This is a genomic window from Deinococcus alpinitundrae (assembly GCF_009982895.1).
Lineage (GTDB): Bacteria > Deinococcota > Deinococci > Deinococcales > Deinococcaceae > Deinococcus > Deinococcus alpinitundrae.
Genome location: NZ_WXZL01000007.1, coordinates 67085 through 87705, shown reverse-complemented (window position 1 = coordinate 87705; position 20621 = coordinate 67085). Strand labels below are relative to the sequence as shown.

The 20621-nt window shown below is 64.7% G+C and carries 20 protein-coding genes; 10 read left to right on the top strand and 10 right to left on the bottom strand.

The features are described 5' to 3' along the window. Positions 1–11: 11 nt before the first annotated feature. From GUI70_RS08405 to menC, 9 genes are all read right to left on the bottom strand, one after another. Positions 12–1670: an N-acyl-D-amino-acid deacylase family protein gene (locus GUI70_RS08405; protein WP_161881861.1), complete on the bottom strand. Its 1659-nt coding sequence runs from the start codon at positions 1668–1670 to the stop codon at positions 12–14. Continuing rightward, positions 1667–3109: a serine hydrolase domain-containing protein gene (locus tag GUI70_RS08400; RefSeq protein ID WP_161881860.1), complete on the bottom strand. Its 1443-nt coding sequence runs from the start codon at positions 3107–3109 to the stop codon at positions 1667–1669. The genes GUI70_RS08405 and GUI70_RS08400 overlap by 4 nt, the downstream gene beginning before the upstream one ends. Before the next feature lie 39 nt (positions 3110–3148). Then, entirely contained in the window at positions 3149–4612 is a 1464-nt protein-coding gene (locus tag GUI70_RS08395) for a serine hydrolase domain-containing protein (protein WP_161881859.1), read from the bottom strand. A gap of 48 nt (positions 4613–4660) precedes the next feature. Next, complete coding sequence (locus tag GUI70_RS08390; protein WP_161881858.1) at positions 4661–6121, bottom strand: serine hydrolase domain-containing protein; 1461 nt, start codon at positions 6119–6121, stop codon at positions 4661–4663. 123 nt (positions 6122–6244) lie between these two features. Then, a complete protein-coding gene (locus GUI70_RS08385) occupies positions 6245–7918 on the bottom strand; it encodes an ABC transporter substrate-binding protein (RefSeq protein ID WP_161881857.1) in 1674 nt (557 codons plus the stop codon). Between the two features lie 37 nt (positions 7919–7955). After that, positions 7956–8954: an ABC transporter permease gene (locus GUI70_RS08380; protein WP_161881856.1), complete on the bottom strand. Its 999-nt coding sequence runs from the start codon at positions 8952–8954 to the stop codon at positions 7956–7958. Next, a complete protein-coding gene (locus tag GUI70_RS08375; protein ID WP_161881855.1) occupies positions 8951–9979 on the bottom strand; it encodes an ABC transporter permease in 1029 nt (342 codons plus the stop codon). The genes GUI70_RS08380 and GUI70_RS08375 overlap by 4 nt, the downstream gene beginning before the upstream one ends. Further along, positions 9973–10767, bottom strand: a complete 795-nt coding sequence (locus GUI70_RS08370; RefSeq protein WP_161881854.1) for a GNAT family N-acetyltransferase — start codon at positions 10765–10767, stop codon at positions 9973–9975. Before GUI70_RS08370 ends, GUI70_RS08375 begins: the two co-directional genes overlap by 7 nt. Continuing rightward, on the bottom strand, positions 10764–11900 hold the full coding sequence (gene menC / locus GUI70_RS08365) for an o-succinylbenzoate synthase (RefSeq protein WP_161881853.1): 1137 nt from the start codon (positions 11898–11900) through the stop codon (positions 10764–10766). The genes GUI70_RS08370 and menC overlap by 4 nt, the downstream gene beginning before the upstream one ends. Before the next feature lie 359 nt (positions 11901–12259). Between menC and GUI70_RS08360 the strand changes: the two genes are divergently transcribed. The 3 genes from GUI70_RS08360 (at position 12260) to GUI70_RS08350 (ending at position 14695) form a co-directional block, all read left to right on the top strand. Continuing rightward, positions 12260–12910: an HAD family hydrolase gene (locus GUI70_RS08360; protein ID WP_161881852.1), complete on the top strand. Its 651-nt coding sequence runs from the start codon at positions 12260–12262 to the stop codon at positions 12908–12910. 76 nt (positions 12911–12986) lie between these two features. After that, positions 12987–13457 carry a hypothetical protein gene (locus GUI70_RS08355; protein ID WP_161881851.1) on the top strand — a complete coding sequence of 157 codons (471 nt, stop codon included), beginning with the start codon at positions 12987–12989 and terminating at the stop codon, positions 13455–13457. A gap of 119 nt (positions 13458–13576) precedes the next feature. Next, positions 13577–14695, top strand: a complete 1119-nt coding sequence (locus GUI70_RS08350) for a pyridoxal phosphate-dependent aminotransferase (RefSeq protein ID WP_161881850.1) — start codon at positions 13577–13579, stop codon at positions 14693–14695. Between the two features lie 8 nt (positions 14696–14703). On the opposite strand, the gene GUI70_RS08345 is transcribed toward GUI70_RS08350, so the two are convergent. Further along, positions 14704–15300, bottom strand: a complete 597-nt coding sequence (locus tag GUI70_RS08345) for a toast rack family protein (protein ID WP_161881849.1) — start codon at positions 15298–15300, stop codon at positions 14704–14706. Positions 15301–15651: 351 nt separating this feature from the next. On the opposite strand from GUI70_RS08345, the gene GUI70_RS08340 reads away from it, so the two are divergent. The 7 genes from GUI70_RS08340 (at position 15652) to GUI70_RS08310 (ending at position 20604) form a co-directional block, all read left to right on the top strand. Then, positions 15652–16899: an argininosuccinate synthase gene (locus GUI70_RS08340; protein ID WP_161881848.1), complete on the top strand. Its 1248-nt coding sequence runs from the start codon at positions 15652–15654 to the stop codon at positions 16897–16899. 2 nt (positions 16900–16901) lie between these two features. Then, positions 16902–17339, top strand: a complete 438-nt coding sequence (locus GUI70_RS08335) for a DinB family protein (protein WP_161881847.1) — start codon at positions 16902–16904, stop codon at positions 17337–17339. Next, positions 17336–17806: a GNAT family N-acetyltransferase gene (locus GUI70_RS08330; RefSeq protein ID WP_161881846.1), complete on the top strand. Its 471-nt coding sequence runs from the start codon at positions 17336–17338 to the stop codon at positions 17804–17806. Before GUI70_RS08335 ends, GUI70_RS08330 begins: the two co-directional genes overlap by 4 nt. Beyond that, a complete protein-coding gene (locus tag GUI70_RS08325; protein ID WP_161881845.1) occupies positions 17803–18291 on the top strand; it encodes a GNAT family N-acetyltransferase in 489 nt (162 codons plus the stop codon). The genes GUI70_RS08330 and GUI70_RS08325 overlap by 4 nt, the downstream gene beginning before the upstream one ends. Before the next feature lie 209 nt (positions 18292–18500). Continuing rightward, complete coding sequence (locus GUI70_RS08320) at positions 18501–18677, top strand: hypothetical protein (protein WP_161881844.1); 177 nt, start codon at positions 18501–18503, stop codon at positions 18675–18677. A gap of 26 nt (positions 18678–18703) precedes the next feature. Then, positions 18704–20125, top strand: a complete 1422-nt coding sequence (gene argH / locus GUI70_RS08315) for an argininosuccinate lyase (protein ID WP_161881843.1) — start codon at positions 18704–18706, stop codon at positions 20123–20125. Further along, positions 20122–20604, top strand: a complete 483-nt coding sequence (locus GUI70_RS08310) for an HIT family protein (RefSeq protein WP_161881842.1) — start codon at positions 20122–20124, stop codon at positions 20602–20604. The genes argH and GUI70_RS08310 overlap by 4 nt, the downstream gene beginning before the upstream one ends. Positions 20605–20621 lie beyond the last annotated feature (17 nt).

Sequence of the window (20621 nt, the reverse complement as noted above, 5' to 3'; positions counted from 1 at the left end):
GGTGCCTTCTCTTAAGCGCCTGTGCGGCGGCCTGCGGCGCTGCGGACACGGGCTCCCGGCCCGTACAGCCGGACGCCCGGCAGCGCTCCGGTATGCTTGCTGGCCTTCAAGGTCTGTACCCCGTTGACCCACACGTCACGTACGCCCACCGAGAGTTTGTTGGACTCGGTGTAGGTGGCCTTGTCCTGAATGGTCCGCGGATCAAAAATCACCACGTCGGCGAAAGCCCCCTCCCGCAGCACGCCGCGCCCGATGAGGCGCAGGTGTTCGGCGGGCAGGCTGGTGATGCGGCGCACACCTTCCTCCAAGTCCATCAGCCCCAGATCGCGCACGTAGTGGCCCAGCAGCCGGGTGAAGTTGCCCAGCGCCCGGGGATGGCCGCCCGCGAAGCCGCCTTCCTGATCGCCGGGATCGTCGCCCGCTGCGTCGGAGCCGAGCATCACCCAGGGTTCTTTGAGCTGAGACTGGATGTTGGCTTCGCTCATCAGGTGATAGAGGGTGCCGATCCCCTCCGGCTCCGCCTCGATCAAATCCAGCACCGTGTCAATCCAGTCCTGGCCGCGCTGACTGGCGATCTCGGCCAGCGAGCGGCCCCGGTACCCGGCGTGTTCGGGCAAGCTCAGGCCCACCGGGTAGACGCCTTGCGGCCCGGCCAGGCCACCCAGCGGCTCCCAGGTGCCGTCAGGTGCCAGCATGGCCGCCCGGATCTTGGCGCGGGTCTCGGGATCGCGCAGGCGCTCCTTGAGCAGGTTGTCCTCGCTGGCCCAGGGCGGGCAGGACGCCGCCAGGCCAGTGCCGCCTGCCGTATACAGGTACATGTCGGCGTAGATATCCTTGCCTACTGCCTTCTCGGCGTTGATGCGCTCAATGAGGGTCGCCATCTTCGGCCAGGCCGGCTGCCCCGCTGCCTTGAGGTGGTAGAGGTGCAGCCTTGCTCCGCTGCGGGTGCTGATCTCCAGGGCCTCGGCGAAGCCTTCCAGAATCCCCTCGCCCTCGGAGCGCATGTGGGTGATGTAGATGCCCTGCGCGGCGGCGACTTCCTCGCAAATGGCGACGAGTTCGTCAGTGCTGGCGTAGCTGCCGGGCGGGTAGATCAGCGCCGAGGCGACTCCATAGGCGCCGTCCTCCATCGCCTCGCGGGTCACGCGGCGCATTTCATCCAGTTCCTGCGGCGTGGCCTCGCCCGCCGCGTGGCCCTTGCCGACCATCCTGACGGTGGTGGCGCCCAGAAACGAGCCGAAGTTGACGGCCGCGCCCACTCCCTCCTGCGCGGCCAGCCAATCGCCGAAGCGTGTCCAGCCCTTGGCCCGCTCGATCCAGCGCTCGTCGCCGCCCGGCAGACCATGAACGGGAAAGGCGTGGGCCTCACCCGCTACGGCGGGGGCCGGAGTCCAGCCCTCGCCCATGATCTCGGTGGTCACGCCCTGCGTCACCTTGCCCACGCTCAGGCCGTCGGCCAGCAGATTCGAGACCGAGTGGCTCATCACGTCGATGAAGCCGGGGGCCACCACCAGCCCGGAAGCGTCCACCACCTCGGCCCCCTCGGGGACGTCGCCGCCGGGGGCGCTGATCCGGGCAATCTTGTCACCTTGAATCAGCAGATCCGCCTGGCGGGCGGGCGCTCCGGTGCCGTCGATCAGGGTACCGCCCCGAATCCAAGTCTGATTCATAACTGTCCTCCACTTTGCGGCGCTCCAGTGTGCTGCGCTCCGCTCTGACGCGGACAAAGCCGCAACCCCAGCCGCATGAACCGGACCTCACCGTCTTCACGCAAAAATTCCACGCTGATACCGTCCGCGTCGCCGCCCACCACGACGGCGTGATCTGGAGCGATGAAGCGCACGGGCAAGTCTCTGCCACTAGGCGAGCCGTCCGGCAAGGTGACCACCAATCGGCCCTGTTGCAGTGTCGTGGCAATGGGCTGCGCTTGGCCGATCACGCTGTAGTAACCCAGCAGCGGCTGAAGTTCAGCCTCGCCAGGGTTGAGGTCCGCGGCAGGTGATTCGCTCAGCCCCAGCACTTCATGCTTGACCCACTCGCTCAATTTCTGATTCATGGCGTGGCCGTTGGGGGCGTTGGTCAGCGAGACGAAGCCGACCTGGCGATCCGGCGAGACCCACAGGTTGGACTGGTGTCCCAGCGTGCTGCCCCCGTGACTGATCAGCAGTGCGCCCCCGGACTGATCCAGAAACCAGCTCTGGCCGATGCGCCTCTGTGTGCCGGGCGGGCCGCTGGTAGACGGGCCGATTTCGCGCACGGCTGTCCACAGGCGGGCACGGTCCAGCGTTGCCAGCGGCGGCTGTTCGCGGTTCTCGTCGTCGGCTGCTTCCTGCGGGGCCAGCCTGCCGGACAGCATGTAATGAAGGTACTTGACCAGATCGCGCGCACTGGAGCAGCAAGTGCTTCCGGCTGGCCCCCCAGAGCGCATCATCAGCCAGGGGCGCTGCACCACCATCTTGTCGCCGACCTTGTTGTAACCGGTGGCAAAGCGGTACGTCATCACCTCGTTGGCAGAAAAGAAGGTGTGATCCATCCCCAGCGGCTTCAAGACCAGTTCGGTGACGGCGGCTTCATAAGTCAGTCCCGACACCAGCTCGATCACCCGCCCGGCAATGTAAAATCCGGCGTTGCTATAACTCCAGTGCGTCCGCATCGGTACGACCTGCGGCAAAGCGGCCACCGCGTCCACGACCCTGGCTAGCGCGTCGTCGCCCTCGCCGGTATCCTGAAAAAAGTCGCCTTGAAAGCCGCCCTGGTGGGTCAACACGTCCAGAATGGTCAGGTTCCCCGCCACCGAGGTGTCTTTCATTTTGAAGTCGGGAATATGGTCGCGCACCCTGTCGGTGATGTTCAGCTTGCCCTGCTCCGCCAGGGCTGAGAGGGTCAGCGAGGTCAGGGTTTTGGTGATGCTGCCGATCTGAAAAATGGTGTCGTCGGTGACCGGCAGCGGATTGTCGATACTGGTGACGCCGAAACACAGGAAGTGGTCGCCGTCCGGCAACATCAGGGCCATGCTCACGCCCGGCACCTTGAATTCGTCCATCAAGCGCTGGGCTTCTTGCTCAAAGGCGGCGGCGAGTTCGGTACTGCTCGCGGTGATCGCGGTCATCGGTCGGCCTCCCTGCGGTGCGGTGGTGGCGTGCGGCTCTTACAGCGCAGCGGTGACTGGCGGCTGAAGCACTTCGGTGGCGCGTGGATAGAGCCGCGCGCCGAAGCGCATAAACTCGACCTCGCCGCCTTTTCTCAAAAACTCCACCCCGAGGCCCTCGGCGTCGCCGCTCGCCACAACGGCGCGGTCCGGGGCGAGGAAGTACAGGGCCAAGTCCTGTGTGTCTCCCGAGGCCCCATCGGGGATGGTCAGCACCAGTTGGCCGCCCTCCACCTTCGCGCCGAGGGTGTAGCTCTGGCCCACCACGTCGTAGGTTCCCGTCAATGCGTCCAGTTCGCCTGCACTCAACTTGACTTCTTCCTGCTCCGGCTGACTCAGCCCCAACACCTCGTGCTTGACCCATTCGCTGAGCTTGCGGTTCATGGCGTGGCCGTTACTGGCGTTGGTCATGGCGATAAAGCCCACCTTGCGGTCCGGTGAGACCCAGAAGTCCGATTGATGGCCCAGCGTGGTGCCGCCGTGACTGATGACGGTGGCGCTGTCGTACTGATCGATAAACCAGCTCTGCCCAATCTGCCCTTCCTCGCCGGGAAAGGCGTTAATGCCGACCCCCACGCTGCGAACGGGTGTCCAGAGCTGGGTGCGGTCCAAAGTCTTGACGGTCGGTTCGGCGCCGGGTTCGGCGTCTGCTTCCTGGCCGTCTACCTTCTCGGTGGGTTTGGTCTCGGGCAGCGTGCCCGACATGATGTAGTGGGCATACTTCGCCATGTCGCTGACGGTGGATGAGCAACTGCTGCCCGCTGGGGCCGCCGAGCGCATCATCATCCAGGGGCGCTGCACCACCATCTTGTCACCGACTTTGTTGTAACCGGTGGCGTAGCGGTAGGTCATGATCTGACTGGGAAAGAAGAGGGTATGGTCCATGCCCAGCGGCGTCAAAACCAGTTCGGTGACGGCGGCCTCGTAGGTCTTGCCGGTGATCATTTCAATGACCCGCCCGGCCACGAAGAATCCGGCGTTGTTGTAGCTCCAGTGGCCCCGCAGCGGCACCACCTGCGGCGACCCGGCCAGCACGTCCAGCACCTTGGCGATGGCGTCGTCACCCTCGCCGGTATCGTCGAACAAATCGCCCATGAAGCCGCCCTGGTGGGTCAGCACGTCGCGGGTGGTCAGCGCGGCGGCCACCGATTCGTCCTTGAGCTTGAAGTCCGGCAGGTAGGTGCGCACCGGCACGTCCAGATCCAGTTTGCCCTGCGCGACCAGCACCGAGCAGGTCAGCGAGGTGATGGTCTTGGTGGTGCTGCCGATCTGGAAGATGGTGTCGTTGGTGATCGGCAGGGGATTTTCCAGGTTGGTGACACCGAAGTTGAAAAAGTGGTCGCCGTCGGGTGTCAGCAGACCCAGGGTGACGCCGGGGATCTTGTATTCCTCCATCAAACGCTGGGCTTCCTGCTTGAAGGCGGCGGCGAGTTCGGTGCTGCTCTTGGGTGTGGTTGCGGTCATGTTGGATCCTCCTGGCGACTTGAAGCGGTAAACCAATCGGGTGGGTTGTTAAATGTCGGTCAACGGCAGGGTTTGAGCGGCGTTCTGGCTCTCCAGCGGGTAGAGCCTGACCCCGATGCGCATGAATTCCACCTGGCCGCCCACGCCGCGCAGAAACTCGACGCCGGTGTCGTCCAGATCGCCGCCGCCAGTGACCAGGGCACGGTTGGGGGCGATAAAACGGAGCGGGGCGGGCTTGGTGCCGCTCGCGCCGGGCGTGGTATCGGGGATGGTGAGGGTCAGCCGCCCAGCTTCTATATGCGAGCCGATTTTCAGCGGCATCCCGATAATCAGGTACTCGCCCACGAAGTCGCTCAGGGCGTCCGGGCTGACAACATGGTCCGGCTGCTCGGTGCCGCTGAGATTCAGCAGCTCGCGCTTGATCCATTTGCTGAGCTTGCGGTTGTAGGCGTGGCCGTTGCTGGCGTTGGTCATGGCGATGAAGCCCACTTTGCGGTCAGGCGAGACCCAGAAGTCCGATTGGTGGCCGTGGGTGGTGCCGCCGTGACTGATGATGGTGGCCTGCGGGTACTGATCGATAAACCAGCTCTGCCCGATCTGGCCCCGCTCACCGGGAAAGCCGTTGAGGGCGTCGCCGATGGGCCGCTGTGGTTGCCAGAAGTGGGAGCGGTCCAGCGCCGCCAGGGATGACGCTTCGGCGGGCTGGGCCGCGTCACCCTCCGTTTCCGGCACGTCCGGCAGCGTTCCCGACATCATGAAGTGGGCGTAGCGGGTCATGTCCCGCAGCGTGGAATTCAAGGTCCCGCCTGCCGGAGCCGATGAGCGCGGCAAGATCCAGGGGCGCTGCGTCACCATTTCGTCGCCGATCTTGTTGTGGCCGGTGGCAAAGCGGTAGGTCATCACCTGATTGGGGAAGAAGAGGGTATGGTCCATGCCCAGCGGCGCTAAGACCAGTTCGGTGACGGCGGCTTCGTAAGGCTGGCCGGTCAGCACCTCGATGACCCGCCCAGCCACGTAGAATCCGGCGTTGTTGTAGCTCCAGTGGCCCCGCAGCGGCACCACCTGCGGCGACTCGGCCAGGATGTCCAGCACCCGCTCAAGCGCGTCGTCGCCGTTGCCGGTTTCCTCGAAGAGGTCGCCCTGGAAGCCGCCCTGGTGCGTCAGCACGTCGCGGGTGGTCAGCGCGGCGGCCACCGATTCGTCCTTGAGCTTGAAGTCGGGGAGATAGGTGCGCACCGGCACATCCAGGTCCAGTTTGCCCTGCGCGACCAGCACTGAGCAGGTCAGCGAGGTGATGGTTTTGGTGGTGCTGCCGATCTGGAAAATGGTGTCCGCATCAATCGGCAGCGGGTTTTCCAGACTGGTGACGCCGAAGTTGAAAAAGTGGTCGCCGTCGGGCGTCAGCAGACCCAGGGTGACGCCGGGGACCTTGTATTCCTCCAGCAAACGTCTGGCTTCCTGCTCGAAGGCGGCGGCGAGTTCGGTGCTGCTCTTGGTGGCGGCGGTCATGCGGTTCTCCTCGGACTGGCAGTGGAGGCGGGCGAACGAGCGGCGGCGGGTCGGCGTGACCGGTTTTTCCTGCCGCCGCGCTGAGGTGGGCGCGGCGGGCCGCAAATGACCGGTTTGAGAGGCTTACTTGCTCAGCACCTTGAGCAGGTTCGTCTTGTTGAAGTTCTCGTAGCCCTTGAGGGACGAAACGGTGGCCGCGAAGATCGACGGCTGCGGCAGCGGGAAGGCGTAGGTCTGCTGATTGAGATAGGTCAGCAACTCCTTGTAGATCGGCTTGCGGGCAGCCTGACCCACCGCGTCGCGGGCCTGATTGAGCAAGGTTTCCATCTTGGGATCGTTGATGTTGGTGGCTGCCGCCAGAATGCCCCCGGAGCTGTACAAACCGCGCAAATTGGTGTCGGGGTCGGCCCCGCCCCAGGTCAGCGGGTTGAGGGCCAGCTTGCCGCCGAGGAGAGAGGCGTTGGCGGCGCTGAGTTCGAGGTTACTGACGTTGGCGTGGAACTTGGGATTCAGGGCCTCAATATTTTGTTTGAAGATACCCGCCACCACTTCCGAGACGCCACTGCCCGAGAAGATGGAGAGCGGTACGGTAAAGCCGGTGGTCCACAGCTTGCCGCCGAACGCCTGCTTGAGTTCAGCCTCGGCAGTCTTGAGGTTGTAGGCAGGCGGGTTGAGCGTCTTGACTTCGGCCCAGTTGTTGGTGGGCAGGGTGGTATGCCGCGCCAGGCCGTAGCCCTTCAAGGCGTCGCGGAGATAGGTTTTGGTGTCAAACAGCGCCGCGAAGGCCCTGCGGACATGAACGTCGCTGAAGAAGTTGACCGGCATATTGTTCTCGGCCAATTGTCCGGCGGGCAGCAACTTGTCGTCCTTGACGTTCTGGTTGTACAGCACCACGCCGGTCAGGTCGTGGGTGGGCAGATCCTCGTAAACCTTGACGCCGGAGACGCCCTTGAGCTTGGCGAGGGTGTCGCGGTCGGGGATGATGGCGATGTCGGCGTCTCCCTTTTGCAGCGCCAGCACGCGGGCGGTGTCACTGTCCACCTTCTGGAGAATCACATTCTTGAGCGCAGGCACGCCGCCCCAGTAGCCGTTAAAAGCTTTCATCACGAAGCGGCTGGGATCGCGGGCCACGAACTGATACGCGCCGGTGCCGTCGGGTTTCTGAGCCAGCGACGAGTTCGACATGTCCTTGCCGAGAAAGGCGTCAAAATCCTTGGCGGTGCCGCTCCAGTCGCCGCCCGCCACCGCTACCTTCATCGGCACGATGTAGGTCTGGGTGATTGAGTCCAGCAAGCTCGGCACGTTGCGGTCCAAGGTCAGCACCAGTTGCCCCGCCGCGTTGCACTTGACCATGCTCGAGAGCTTGGCGAAGGTGTAGGTCTTCTTGACCTCGGGCGTGAAGCCGGAGAGATTCAGCAGATTGGCACGAATCTGGGCGGCCTGCGAGGTTTCGTTGCCGACCAGCAGGGTGCGGCGTATCGAGTACTCGGCGTCAGTGCAGCTCATTACCGAGCCGTCGTGGAACTTGACATTCTTGCGCAGGGTGAAGGTGGAGACCTTGCCGTCCTTGCTCTGGGTAAAGCGGGTGGCCAGCAGCGGCTCGTACTTGCCGAAGTTGTTGAGGTACAGCCCCTCGTACATCTGCATCAGCGGCAGCACATCATACGTGGCAACAGGCTGGACAGGTTCCAGGCTGCCGATGGCCGAGGCAATCTGGTAGACCAGCGTATCGGCGGGGGTGGCCAGGGCCAGCGAGGTGCCGAGGGCAACGGTCAGTGCGAGAAGGGAACGGTTCATAATGACCTCCAAAAGGCGGAAGAAGAAAGGCGGGTGTTCAGCGGTTGCGCGGATCGAGCTGCTCGCCGAGCGCGTCGCCCAGCAAGTTCCAGCCGAGGCTGTAAAGGGCGATGCACAGCCCCGGAAAGAGGGTGACGTACCAGTAGGCGAACGGCTCGCCCGGCGGTCCCTGAATCCACTTCTGGGCCAAGGCAATGAGTTGGCCCCAGTCGGCGAAGCCCAGCGGCGTGCCCAGGCCCAGGAAGGAGAGTGCCCCGGCCACGATCGGCAGGCTGCCCATTTCCAGCACCACGATGCTGAAGACCGGCCCGAGCGCGTTGGGCAGCACGTGGCGCAGGGCAATTCGCCAGCGCTGGCTGCCGAGGCCGTGCGCCGCCGCCACGTAGTCCAGTTCCCGCAGCCGCAGGACTTCCGACCTGAGCACGCGGGCCAGCCCCGCCCACGACACCAAGCTCAGCGCGATGATGATGTTTTGCAGCCCCGGCCCCAGCGCGGCCACCAGCACCAGCACCAGAATCAGGCCGGGAAAGGCGAAGGTGATGTCGGTGAGCCGCATCAAGATGTTGTCCAGCCACCCTCCGAAAAAGCCCGCCGCCAGCCCGATGAAGCCGCCCACCGTCACGGTGATGGCGACCACCGCGATGCCCAGGAAGAAGGCCGTGCGGGTGCCCCACACCAGGCCGTAGCGAATGTCGTAGCCGCCCACGCTGCCCAGAGGCGTGCCGGTCTCGGGCGGTTTGGGCTGGGCCGCGAAGCCCTGGCGCGGCATCTGGAGGCACTCGGCGGGCGGAGCCAGCAGCTCGCGCAGGTACGCCGCCGGGCCGGGCACCACCTGTGTTTCGGAGAGCGTCAGCGCCCGGCGGCAGTTCCCTTGCGGCGGGGCCAGCACGGGGGCCAGCAGCGCCACCAGCACGTACAGGCCGATTAGCACAGCCCCCACCCGGGCGGGCAAGTTACGCCGGAAAGTGCGGGCCAGCACCGAGCGCGAGGCGGGTCTTGAAGCGCGTTGGGCCGAGTTGGGCGTCACGGCGCTCATGCATACCTCACGCGCGGATCGATGACGGTGTAGGCCAGATCGGTCAGCAGATTGATGACGGCCACGATGGTCGCGGCCATCAGCGCGAAGCCCAGCACGCCGGGCAGGTCGCCCGCCGCCGCCGCCTGGGCCGCCCAGGCCCCCACGCCGGGATAGCCGTAGAGCGTCTCGGCCAGCACCGCGCCTTGCAGCAGGCCCGACACGCTCAGGCTGATCAGGGTCGCCACTGGCAGCAGCGCGTTGCGGCGGGCGTGCTTGTGAATGACCGTGCGCTCGGTGATGCCCTTGGCGCGGGCGGTGCGGATGTAATCGCTGTGCAGCGCGTCGATCATGCTGGCTCGGGTTCCCTTGATCAGTGCTGGAATGCCCACCACCAGCAAAGTGAAGGCAGGCAGGATCAGGTGCTTGAGGCCGTCCCACAACACGTCCAGCCGCCCGCTCAGGAGCGCGTCGATGGTGACCAGGCCGGTGACGTGGCGCACGCTGCCGGTCATCAGCAAGACGGCACTGTCGTTACTGATGTTGCCGGTGCCGGGCAGCCAGTCCAGCGCGCCGTAAAAAATGACCAGCAGCCAGACCCCCAGCACAAAACTGGGAATGCTGTAGCCCAGCACGGCGATGATGCGGATCACGGCGTCGGGCAGGCGGTTGCGGTGGACGGCGGCCTGTCCGCCCAGCCAGACGCCCACCCACACCAGCGGCACGAGCGTAAAGAGGGTCAGCTCCAGCGTGGCGGGAAAGCGGGAAAGCAGCGTCGCCACCACCGTCTCCCCACTGGTGCGCGAGAAGCCCAGGTTACCGCCCAGCGCCTGCCCCAGCCACAGCCAGTACTGCTCGAAGACGCTGCCGTCGAGATGGTTGGTCTTGATGATCTCCTGCACCCGGCCCAGCTGCTGCAAATTGGTGGTAAAGGCCACCGCCCGCTGCTCCGGCGGAATGAGTTGCATCACCAGCACGATCAGGAACGTCACCGCCAGCATGATCAGCGGCAGCGTCAACAGGCGGCGAATGACGAAGTTCAGCATTCGGCCCCGTGGTCATCCCGACCGCGCTCGAAGAGGTACTGCTGGCGGCTGAGACTCACGTCCGTCAGGGTGTAGCCCTCCGCGAACAGCCGGGTCAGCAGCGGCCCGGTCGTGCGCCGCCAGTCGAGCGCCTGTGCGTTGTCCTCGCGCAGCAAGCGGTAAAAGTCCGCCGGGACGCAGATGGCCAGCGCTGCGGGCAACTTGCTGGGCAAGTCGTCTCGCAGGGGGTGGAAGGTGTCTTCGGGCCAGACCTCACGGGCGGCTCCGGCCAGATGCGCCGCCGTCCGCTCACCGTCCAGAGGCCACTCGGCTTCGAAACGGTCGGAAGGTGCGCCCGCATTGATGCCGCCCATCACGCCGTAATAGTTGGGCAGGAAGGTTCGCACGACTGCGCCCAGCCGGTGAACGTTGAGGTGGGCGTTGACCAGCAGGAGCGGGTCGAAGGTCCAACGAATCTGCCTGATGCCGCGCTCCAGACACCACTCGCGCTGAAAACGCTTGAGCCGCTCGCCCAGATGCTGCTTGCGAACACCCGGATGCACGCCCAGGCGGTGCGAGTGCTGGGTGTCGGCGTCTTTGGTGGGAAGACCGACCAGGTAAGCCCACATCTGCCCCTCCTCGTCCACCGCGCCCGCCACCAGGCCGCCGATATGCTGCACCGCCAGCAGCAAGCTGGGATCTTCCGGCCGGTCGTCCTGGCCCCAGACGGCCCGGGCCAGGGGCGGCGTCTGTTCGAGTTCGCCCAATCCGCTCAGCTCCCGAATATTCAGGGAGGTGAGCGGGTTCATGTCGCGGTTCCGGCCACGGCGCGCCGCTCCGGCGTCACGTCCACCTTCATGCGGGTGACGCTGTCCAGAAACGGCAGATCCAGCGTCACGCCGATGCCCGCGCCCTTGGGCACCGCCATCATTCCACCCGACGTTTCCAGCGGCTCGTGAATGATGTCGCGTGCCCAGTAGCGCGAGGAACTGCTGGTGTCGCCGGGCTTGGTGAAGTTCTCCAGGGTGGCGAGGTGGATGTTGTGCGCGCGGCCCACGCCGCTTTCCAGCATGCCGCCGCACCAGACCGGGGCGCTGAACGAGGCGGCCACATCGTGGACGCGCCGCGCTTCCAGGTGCCCGCCGACCCGCCCCACCTTGATATTCACCAAGCGGCAGGCGGCCATTTCCAGCGCCTTGCGGGCGTCCTGCGCCGAGGTGATGCACTCGTCCAAGCACAGCGGGGTGTGCATCAGCGCCTGCAACTTGGCGTGGTCGCGCATGTCGTTCCAGGCCAGCGGCTGCTCGATGTAATCCAGCCCCAGGGTGTCGAGTTCGCGCAGCACGTTGATGTGGGCCAGAGAGTAGGCGGCGTTGGCGTCCACCGTGACCGGCAACTCGCCCAGGGCCTCTTTGACCGCCCGCACCATCTTGACGTCCCAGCCCGGCTGAATCTTGAGCTTGATGCGCTTGTAGCCCTGCTCAGCGTGGCGCGTGGCACTGTCCACGGTGGCCTCAATGCTCGGCTGAATGCCCAGCGACACCCCCACCGCCACCTCGCTTCTGACGCCGCCCAGCACGCTGGAAAGGGGCAAGCCCAGGCTCCTGGCCCACAGGTCCCAGAAGGCCATTTCCAGGGTCGCCAGCGCCATGCGGTTGCCGCGAATGCCCGCCAGGGAGCGCATCAGGTGCTCGGGATTGGTGAATTCCTGGCCCAGCACACTCGGCAACACGGTTTCTTGCAACAAGGCCAGCGCGCCGCTGATGGTTTCCTCGCGAAAATCCGGGCGCACGTCCATGACGCCCTCGGCCACACCTTCCAGACCCTCGCCGAACAGCCGCAGCAGCACGAAGGTCTTGTCGGTCATCTCGCCGAACGAGGTGCGAAAGGGCTTCAGAAGCGGCAGCGAGACCAGCCGCAGTTCGGCGCGCTCAAGGCGCATAGATCACGCAGCCCTGTGCAGCTTGGACCGTAAGCCGGGCGTCGGCTGAATCCAGGTTCGGCGAAAACTGGGTGTGGTCAAAACGGATCGGCGACATGGGCGGCTCCTTGGCGAGGACAACCTGAAAGGACGAGGCCAGCCCGGACAGGTGCGAACCGGACGTGCCTGGGAAGGGCGGACGCGATCTGTATTTGGATTTGCAATATATTAGCCGCTTGCAGAATGATTTGCAAGCCAGTGCCGAAGCCGCCCGTCGCGGCGATAACCGCTGAAGCGCTGAGACTGCGGGCCAGGTTGCCTCAACGTTCTCGCAACCCGGTCTGTGCTGCCGGGCCACGCCTGTCCGCTAGCCTGCGTTCATGACCCGTTCTTCTCTGCGTGCCGTCATTCTGGATCTCGACGGCACCCTGATCGACAGCAACGACGCCCACGCCCGCGCCTGGGTCACCTCCTTTCAGCAGCACGGCTTTGACGTTTCCTTTGAACAGGTGCGGCCCCTGATGGGGATGGGCGGCGACAAGGTGGTGCCCAAGCTGACGGGCGTTGACGCCGAGAGCGATGTGGGCAAGGCCCTCACGAAAGGCTGGGGAGAAGCCTTCAAGCCCATGATTGCCACCCTGAAAGCCACCCCCGGCGCAGCCGAGCTGGTCACCGGACTGAGAGAACTGAGCCTCAAGATCATGCTGGGCAGCAGCGGCGAGGATGAGATCGTGGAGAAGGAGTTGCAGCACCTGGGCTTGGAGCAGCTCAACGGCTCGCGCGTGACCTCCAGCGAGGTCGAATCCAGCAAGCCCGACGCCGACATCCTCGGGGTGGCCCTCAAGAAGCTCGGGACAACAGCGGACGAAACCCTAATGGTGGGTGACACCGTCTACGACGCCGAGGCGGCCCGTAAGGCAGGGGTACGCTGCGCGCTGCTTCGCTGCGGTGGAAACACCGATTTGTCCGGCGAAGTGTACAGCGATCCAGCGGCGCTGCTGGCAGCTCTGCGCGGCAACGTCCGAGAATAAAATGCAAGCGTTCGGCGGTTCAGCATTAAGAAGATATATGCGCAGTGGGCCGGGGCCGTGAACCATACTGCCTGACATGAAGAACCTTCTGAAAGTAACGACGCTGATCCTGGCATCAGCCTCTATGGCCTCAGCGGCCAATTATATAGGCGGTTCGGTCGGGTCCGGTCTGTCGGTGCATTACAAGAGCGATTTGACCGACACCTCCGCCGTGCGCTACGGCCTCAACCTCGACGCCCTGAACTTCAACTTCGGCCAGGTTTCGGTGGGCGGCACCGTGGACTACCTCAGCGATCTCAGCAGCCAGAATTTCGGCGGCCTCTCACCTTACTACGGCTTTGGCCTGGGCGCGGGCGTGGGGCTGGGAAGCTTCACCGGCGTCTCTATCTATCCCCACGCGCTGGCGGGTCTGAAGTACAACATTGTCGGCGGCCCGTTGAGCGTCTTTGGTGAGCTGAACGCAGGTGTCCGGATCTCGGTCGGCGCTGGCACTGGCGTCGGCGTCGGCACCGGTGTGCGTATCGGCCTGGATTACCAGTTGCCCTGATCGCTTTCAGCTCCGAGTCCCCGCCCCAGTGGTGGGGACTTTTTTTGTGGGCCCGTATCCGGCTGCTTTTGTCTGGACGCTGCCGCTTGACCGCGCGCCGAGAGGCGCAGACTGATCCTATGCCCAGCTTGCACGACCGCACCCGTCTGTCTGCCGAGAGCATCTTCTCGCGCATGAGCCGCCTCGCCGCCCAGCACGGCGCAGTCAACCTCGGCCAGGGCTTTCCCAGCACGCCACCACCTGATTTTTTGCTGGACGCTGCCCGCCGCGCGGTGGGCACCGTCGACCAGTACTCGCCGCCGATCGGGCTGCCCGCGCTGCGCGAGGCGGTGGCCCACGACCTGGGGGCCGAGGCGAGTCAGGTGGTCATCACCTGCGGGGCCACCGAGGCGATGTTCGCGCTGGCCCAGACGCTCTACGGTCCCGGCGACGAGCTGATCGCCTTCGAGCCGGTCTTCGACATCTACCGTCCTCAGACTGTGATGGTGGGGGCGACCTTCGTCGGCGTGCCGCTGACCCTCTCGGCAGCAGGCTGGCAACTGGATATTGATGCACTGCGCCGCGCTGTAACGCCGCGCACCAGGGCGCTGATCGTCAACAGTCCCTTCAACCCCACCGGCAGCGTGCTGAGCCTGACCGAGTTGCAGGAGATCGCTAATCTGGCCCGTCAGCACGACTTCTGGCTGATCAGCGACGAGGTCTACGACGAGTTGTACTACGCCGAGCGGCCCGTGTCGCTGCGAACACTGGCCCCCGAGCGCACGTTCACGGTGGGCAGTGCAGGCAAGCGGCTCGACGCCACCGGCTGGCGGATCGGCTGGATTCTGACGCCCCAGGGTGTTGCCCCGGAAGTCGCGGGGCTGCACCAGTGGACAACGTTCTGTGCCCCGGCTCCCTTGCAGGCGGCGGTGGCTGAAGCGCTCGGCACGGCGCGAACCAGCGGCTTTTACGAGGCGTTGCGCTCCAGCTACCGTGCCCGCATGGAAACACTTGCCGCTGGCCTGCGTGACCTCGGGGCGGAGGTATTCACGCCGCAGGGCACCTATTTTTTGACGGCCCGTCTGACGGGGGTGAATGCCGAGCGCCTCGTCACCGAGGGCGGGGTGGCGGTCATCCCGCTGGACGCGTTTTACCGCACCCATGCCGCGCCACCGGAAATGCTGCGCCTGGCCTTCTGCAAGTCCCAGCTGGAAATCGAGGAAGCGCTCAGGCGGCTGGGACGGTTTCTGGGAAGCTGAGCGGGGCGCTAGCGAATGGTGAGGCTGCCGAGCTCTTTGGTGACGGTCAGCTCGACCTTGTAGCGGGCGGCCGTGTAGTTGGCGCTCTGGTAACTGCCGTCGAACGACAGCCCGTCTGCGACAGTCTTGCCGCCGATGATCAGGGTACCCTGCTTGAACGATTTGACATCCACCCGAATGCCGGTGTTCGGTGCAAGCATGAGGGTGGTGTCGCCCTGCTGCTGGTCGAGCGTGGCCTTCAGGTTGGCGGCGGGCAGCTTGATGTCGAGGTTGCCCAGCGTCTGCTTGAGGCTCAGGGCTGTGAGCTTCAGCGAGCGCAGATCAAGCTGGGCGTCGCCCTGGGTTCGGTCCAGAATCAGGCTGAGCGGCAGCTTCGGACTCAGCCCGATGGCCCAGTCCCCCTGTGAGTGGGACGCGCCCACGTAGGCGACTCCATTCTTGATCGGTGGATTGCGCACGCCCAGCACGGGTGAGGTGGCGTTGTTCGGGTTCACCACCAGCGAGCCGAGTTCCTGCTTGAGGGCAATGCTGACGCTGGTATACGTCGCGGCCAGTGCGGATGAGCTGCTCAGCGTCAGCAGAGCGGCCAGATACAGGGGTTTCATAAACTGACCTCCGTGGAACGTGGGTCGAAAGCAGGGGCAGCCCTGAAGCACAGCTTGACAGGTTGATCGTCACCCGGTCAGGTGAGCAGAGAAGTGGGAATCAGGCAGCCTGGGAGAGCTGGCTCTTCAGATCGTGGCCCTCTGCCGTGTGCGGAAGGCGACGCACGCTTGCATAGCTATGCGGCAAAGCTGTATAACCATACGTAGCTAATGCTAACCCCCGCCGCCCGACGCTGATTCTGCCCGACCCGCTCTTTGTGAAGCGGGCGGACAAGACCAGTGCCGGGCGGCGTGCTGTGGTTTTCAGGCCCATCCGCCGCTTTGCACCGTACTGTCTGGGAGAATACGAACATGACACAAACCGAGAAAAAACCCGAAGCGAACGCCGTCAAGCCCAAGATCGTGCTGGCCTATTCCGGCGGCCTCGACACCTCCATCATCCTCAAATGGCTGCAAACCGAACGCGGCTACGACGTGGTGTGCTTCACCGCCGATCTGGGGCAGGGCGACGAGGTGGAAGAAGCCCGCCTCAAGGCCCTCAGAACCGGCGCGGTGGCCGCCTACGCGCTGGACCTCAAAGAGGAGTTCGTGCGCGACTACGTGTTCCCGATGTTTCGCAGCTCGGCGCTGTATGAGGGCTATTACCTGCTCGGCACCAGCATCGCCCGCCCCTTGATCGCCAAGAAGATGGTGGAAATCGCCGAGAAGGAGGGCGCGGTGGCGGTGTCGCACGGCGCGACCGGCAAGGGCAACGATCAGGTCCGCTTCGAGATGACCGCCTACGCCCTCAAGCCCGACATCGTGACGGTGGCTCCCTGGCGCGACTGGGATTTTCAGGGCCGCGCCGATCTCGAGGCCTTCGCCCACGAAAACGACATCCCGGTGCCGACCACCAAGAAAGACCCCTGGAGCACCGACGCCAACATGCTGCATATCTCTTACGAGGGCGGCATTCTGGAAGACCCCTGGACCGAGCCGCCCGCCCACATGTTCAAGCTGACCGTTTCGCCCGAAGATGCGCCGGATCAGGCGGAGTACGTGGACGTGGACTTCTTGAACGGTGACCCGGTGAGCATCAACGGTGAGCCGCTCTCGCCCGCCGCACTGCTGGAGAAAGCCAACGAGATCGGTGGACGCAACGGTGTGGGCCGCATCGACCTCGTCGAGAACCGCTTTGTGGGCATGAAGTCGCGCGGCGTCTACGAAACGCCCGGCGGCACGCTGCTCTACCACGCCCGCCGCGCTGTGGAGAGCCTGACGCTGGACAGGGAAGTGCTGCACCAGCGCGACGCCCTGGGGGTCAAGTACGCCGAACTGGTCTACAACGGCTTCTGGTTTGCCCCCGAGCGCGAGGCCTTGCAGGTCTACATCGATCACGTGGCACAGAGCGTGTCCGGCACGGCCCGCTTGAAACTCTACAAGGGCAATTGCGGTGTGGTGGGGCGCAAGGCCGAGCGCAGCCTCTACGACAAAGACCTGGTGAGTTTCGAGGCGGGCGGCGACTACAACCAGCACGACGCCGGAGCCTTCATCAAGCTCAACGCCCTCAGGATGCGGGTCCAGGCGCGGGTCGAGGCGAAGGCCAAGCAGAAGGACTGAGCATGAAGCTGCGTGAACTGGTGGCTGAAACGGTGCCGCGTCTGCAAGCCGTCAGCGAGGAGCGGGCCAGCTTCAAGCCTGCCGAGGGTGTGTGGAGCGCCAAGCAGGTGCTGGGGCACCTGATCGACAGTGGGGTGAACAACCACGCCCGTTTCATTCGGGCGGCAGCCGAGAGCGGGCTGGAGCTGCCCGGCTACGACCAGAATGTCTGGGTACGTCTGGGCGGCTGGCAGGACCAGACCTGGGCCGAGGTGCTGGGGCTCTGGGACAGCTATCAAACGGCACTGGGAGACCTCATCGACCGGTTGCTTCCTGGGGCGCTTTCCCACACGCTGAGCGTCGGCGGGGGAGCGCCGGTAACGCTCGGCTGGCTGACCGAGGACTACGTTCAGCACCAGCAGCACCACCTGGCGCAGATCTGGGAACGGGCGGAAGTATGAACCTGCCCTCCGGTTATACGCTGCGCGCAGCCACCGCCGCCGACGCGGCACGTATCGCCGCGCAGCGCGAGGCCATGTTCACCGACATGGGCACCGAGTACCGGGAAACGGTGGCGCAGTTCGCGCCCTGGGTCGAGCGGCATTTGCAAGCGGGAACATATGTGGGTTGGTTCGTGGAGCAGGGCGGTCAGGTCGTAGCGGGCGCTGGCCTGCTGATTCACGACTGGTCACCGCATTTCCTCGATCCGCAGCCGCTTCGCAGTTACCTGCAAAATGTGTATACCCATCCCGAGCACCGGGGCCGGGGCCTAGCTCGTGCTCTGACGCAGCAGGCCATCGCCGAGACGCGGCACCGGGGCATCCGCATCCTCAGTTTGCACGCTTCCCAGTACGGACGCCCGCTTTACGAGAAGCTGGGTTTTGTCGCGACCAACGAGATGCGGCTAGTGCTGGACGGCAGCCAGTGAAGTTTATCCTGCGTCCGGCTCTGCCCCACGACGTCGCTGCCTTCCACACGGTCATGATGGCTGCTGGCATGGACCCGCGCTCAAGCTGGACCCGCACGACGGCGCAGGACATTGCACGGAGTCTGGAACTCGGCGGCGGCTTCCTGGCCTGGGCAAATTTGAATGGAACAGAGGAGAGCCCGGTGGGCTGCGTTAGCTTTCGCCCGGACGGACCGCACACGTTGACCCTCAACAAGCTTGCCACTCTGCCGGAAGGGCGCGGCCAGGGCATCGGCGCAGCGCTGGTGTGGGCCGTCGAACAGGTGGCCGCCGAGCGAGGCTACGAACGGATGCTGCTCGCGGTGTCGCAATACAACCTGGATGTGCTGCCGTTTTATGAGCGGCTGGGATACATGATCGATGAGACCGCGGAGTATGCGTTTCGGAGTCCGGCGAGTCCGAGGCCAGTGGTGTTGGTGAAGGTCAATAAAGGCGGGATCAAATGAGCTTTGTTCGAATCTTTTTATCGATTCTCGTGTTTACTCTCTCACTGACTTCCTGTGCCCCCTCTATTTCTGGTCCGACAGGTCAACCCCTCCGAGTGGTGCGCGGAGTAAAATTCGCAGCCGCTACGACGCTTCCACTCAGTGCCCTCAATGACCAGACGCCTGCTTCCGCCTATGTAACTTTTTCCGATTGTACGGGAGCTGCCGTTATGGTCGCCGATGTGCGTCAGTACGGGTCAGAGGCGACCAATCGTGGGTGTAAGTTGGCGTCTTCCTCGTCCAGCATCACTGCGAGTGACGTAATCCTCATCGGTGCTGGCGGCGCGGCGGTGGGCATCGTCCTTTTTCTTGTGATTGCCCGTGCTTACATCGCCAGTATTCCGTGACTCCATTCCGCAAACCTAGGAACGCTATGACCAAGACCAAAGACAAGAAACTCTGGGGAGGCCGCTTCGCTGAAGCCACCGACGGCCTCGTCGAACTCTTCAACGCTTCCGTCAGTTTCGATCAGCGTCTGGCTGAGCAGGATATTCGCGGGAGCCTGGCGCATGTGCAGATGCTGGGGCAGGTCGGCATTCTCAGCGCCGAGGAAGTCGCCCAGATTCAGGGTGGCCTGGGTGACGTGCTGGCCGACATCCGCGCCGGAACCTTCGAGTGGCGGCTCGACCGCGAAGACGTTCACATGAACGTGGAGGCCGCCCTGCGCGACCGCATCGGGCCGGTGGCAGGCAAGCTCCACACCGCCCGCAGCCGCAACGATCAGGTGGCCCTCGACTTCCGGCTGTTTACCAAAGAGGCGGCGCTCGACCTCGCGGACAAGGCGCGAGCACTGCGGGCCGTCATGCTCTCGGAAGCAGAAAAGCACCTGACTTCGGACGGGGGAGAGGGCGTGATCCTGCCGGGCTACACGCACTTGCAGGTGGCCCAGCCGATCTTGCTCAGTCACTGGTTCATGGCGTATGTGGCCATGCTGGAGCGCGACGAGGGCCGCTTCCGCGACGCTGCCGCCCGGATGGACGAATCTCCGCTGGGCAGCTCGGCGCTGGCCGGAACGCCCTGGCCGATTAACCGGCACGCGGCGGCTGAGGCGCTGGGGTTCGCCCGTCCCACCGCCAACAGCCTCGACGGGGTGGGCAGCCGCGACTTCGCGCTGGAATTCCTCGCGGCCTGCGCCATCCTCAGCGCCCACCTCTCGCGCCTCTCTGAAGAACTCATTCTGTATTCCACCTTCGAGTTCGGCTTCCTGACCCTGCCCGACAGTCACACCACTGGATCGAGCATTATGCCGCAGAAGAAAAACCCCGACGTTTCCGAGCTGGCACGCGGTAAGGCCGGGCGGGTGTTCGGCAACCTGATGGGCCTGCTGACGGTGGTCAAGGGCACGCCGCTGGCCTACAACAAGGACCTTCAGGAAGACAAGGAAGGCGTGTTCGACAGCTACGACACCCTGTCTATCGTGCTGCGCCTCTATGCCGAGATGCTGCCCAAAACCCTCTGGCATGCCGAGAAAACGAAAGCTGCCGCCGCGCGTGGCTACTCCACCGCCACCGATGTGGCCGACTTTCTGGCGCGGCAGGGCGTGCCGTTCCGCGAGGCGCACGAGGTCGTGGGTGGGCTGGTGGGCGTGGCGAGTCGCTCGGGCCGCCAGCTGTGGGAACTCACGGACGCCGAGTTGAAGTCGGCCCACCCGCTGCTGAGCGCCGAAATCGCCCGCAGCCTCACCGTCGAGGAAAGCATCAGGAGCCGGCTGAGCTACGGCGGCACCGCGCCTGTGCGGGTGCGTGAAGCGGTGGAGGCGGCGAAAGTGTTGCTGGGGTCAGGGACCATGGAATGAAGGTCACCCTAGCGCTGGACGGCACGCTGCTGGGCAAGCGTCAAACCGAGTGGGCGCATTGGCTGGCCCATCCCGCTGAGAATCCCCTTTCCACGCGGGCCGATTTTGCGGGCGGTGAGTTGCTGCTGGAAAACGAGCTGTGCGTTTACTCGCAAGACTCGCGTTACGCAGACGGCCTGCCGTATTCCGGCTTCATCGTGACCCGGCGGCCCTGCCAGACTGTGTTCGACCTGACCCCTGCCGAGACCGTCGCCACCCACGCGCTCCTGGCCGAGGTGCGGGCGCATCTGGACGCCACCGCTCAGCCCGACGGTTACACGGTGGGCTGGAATGTGTTTCCGGCGGGAGGCGCACACATCCCGCACGTTCACCTGCACGTTATCCCCCGCTGGAACATCGATGCGGCGGCGGGCGCGGGGCTGCGCTACTTCCTGAAAGCGGCGGCGCGAGTGCAGGAACAGGAGCGACGACGACAGTGAGCGAAGCGATTGCCCTG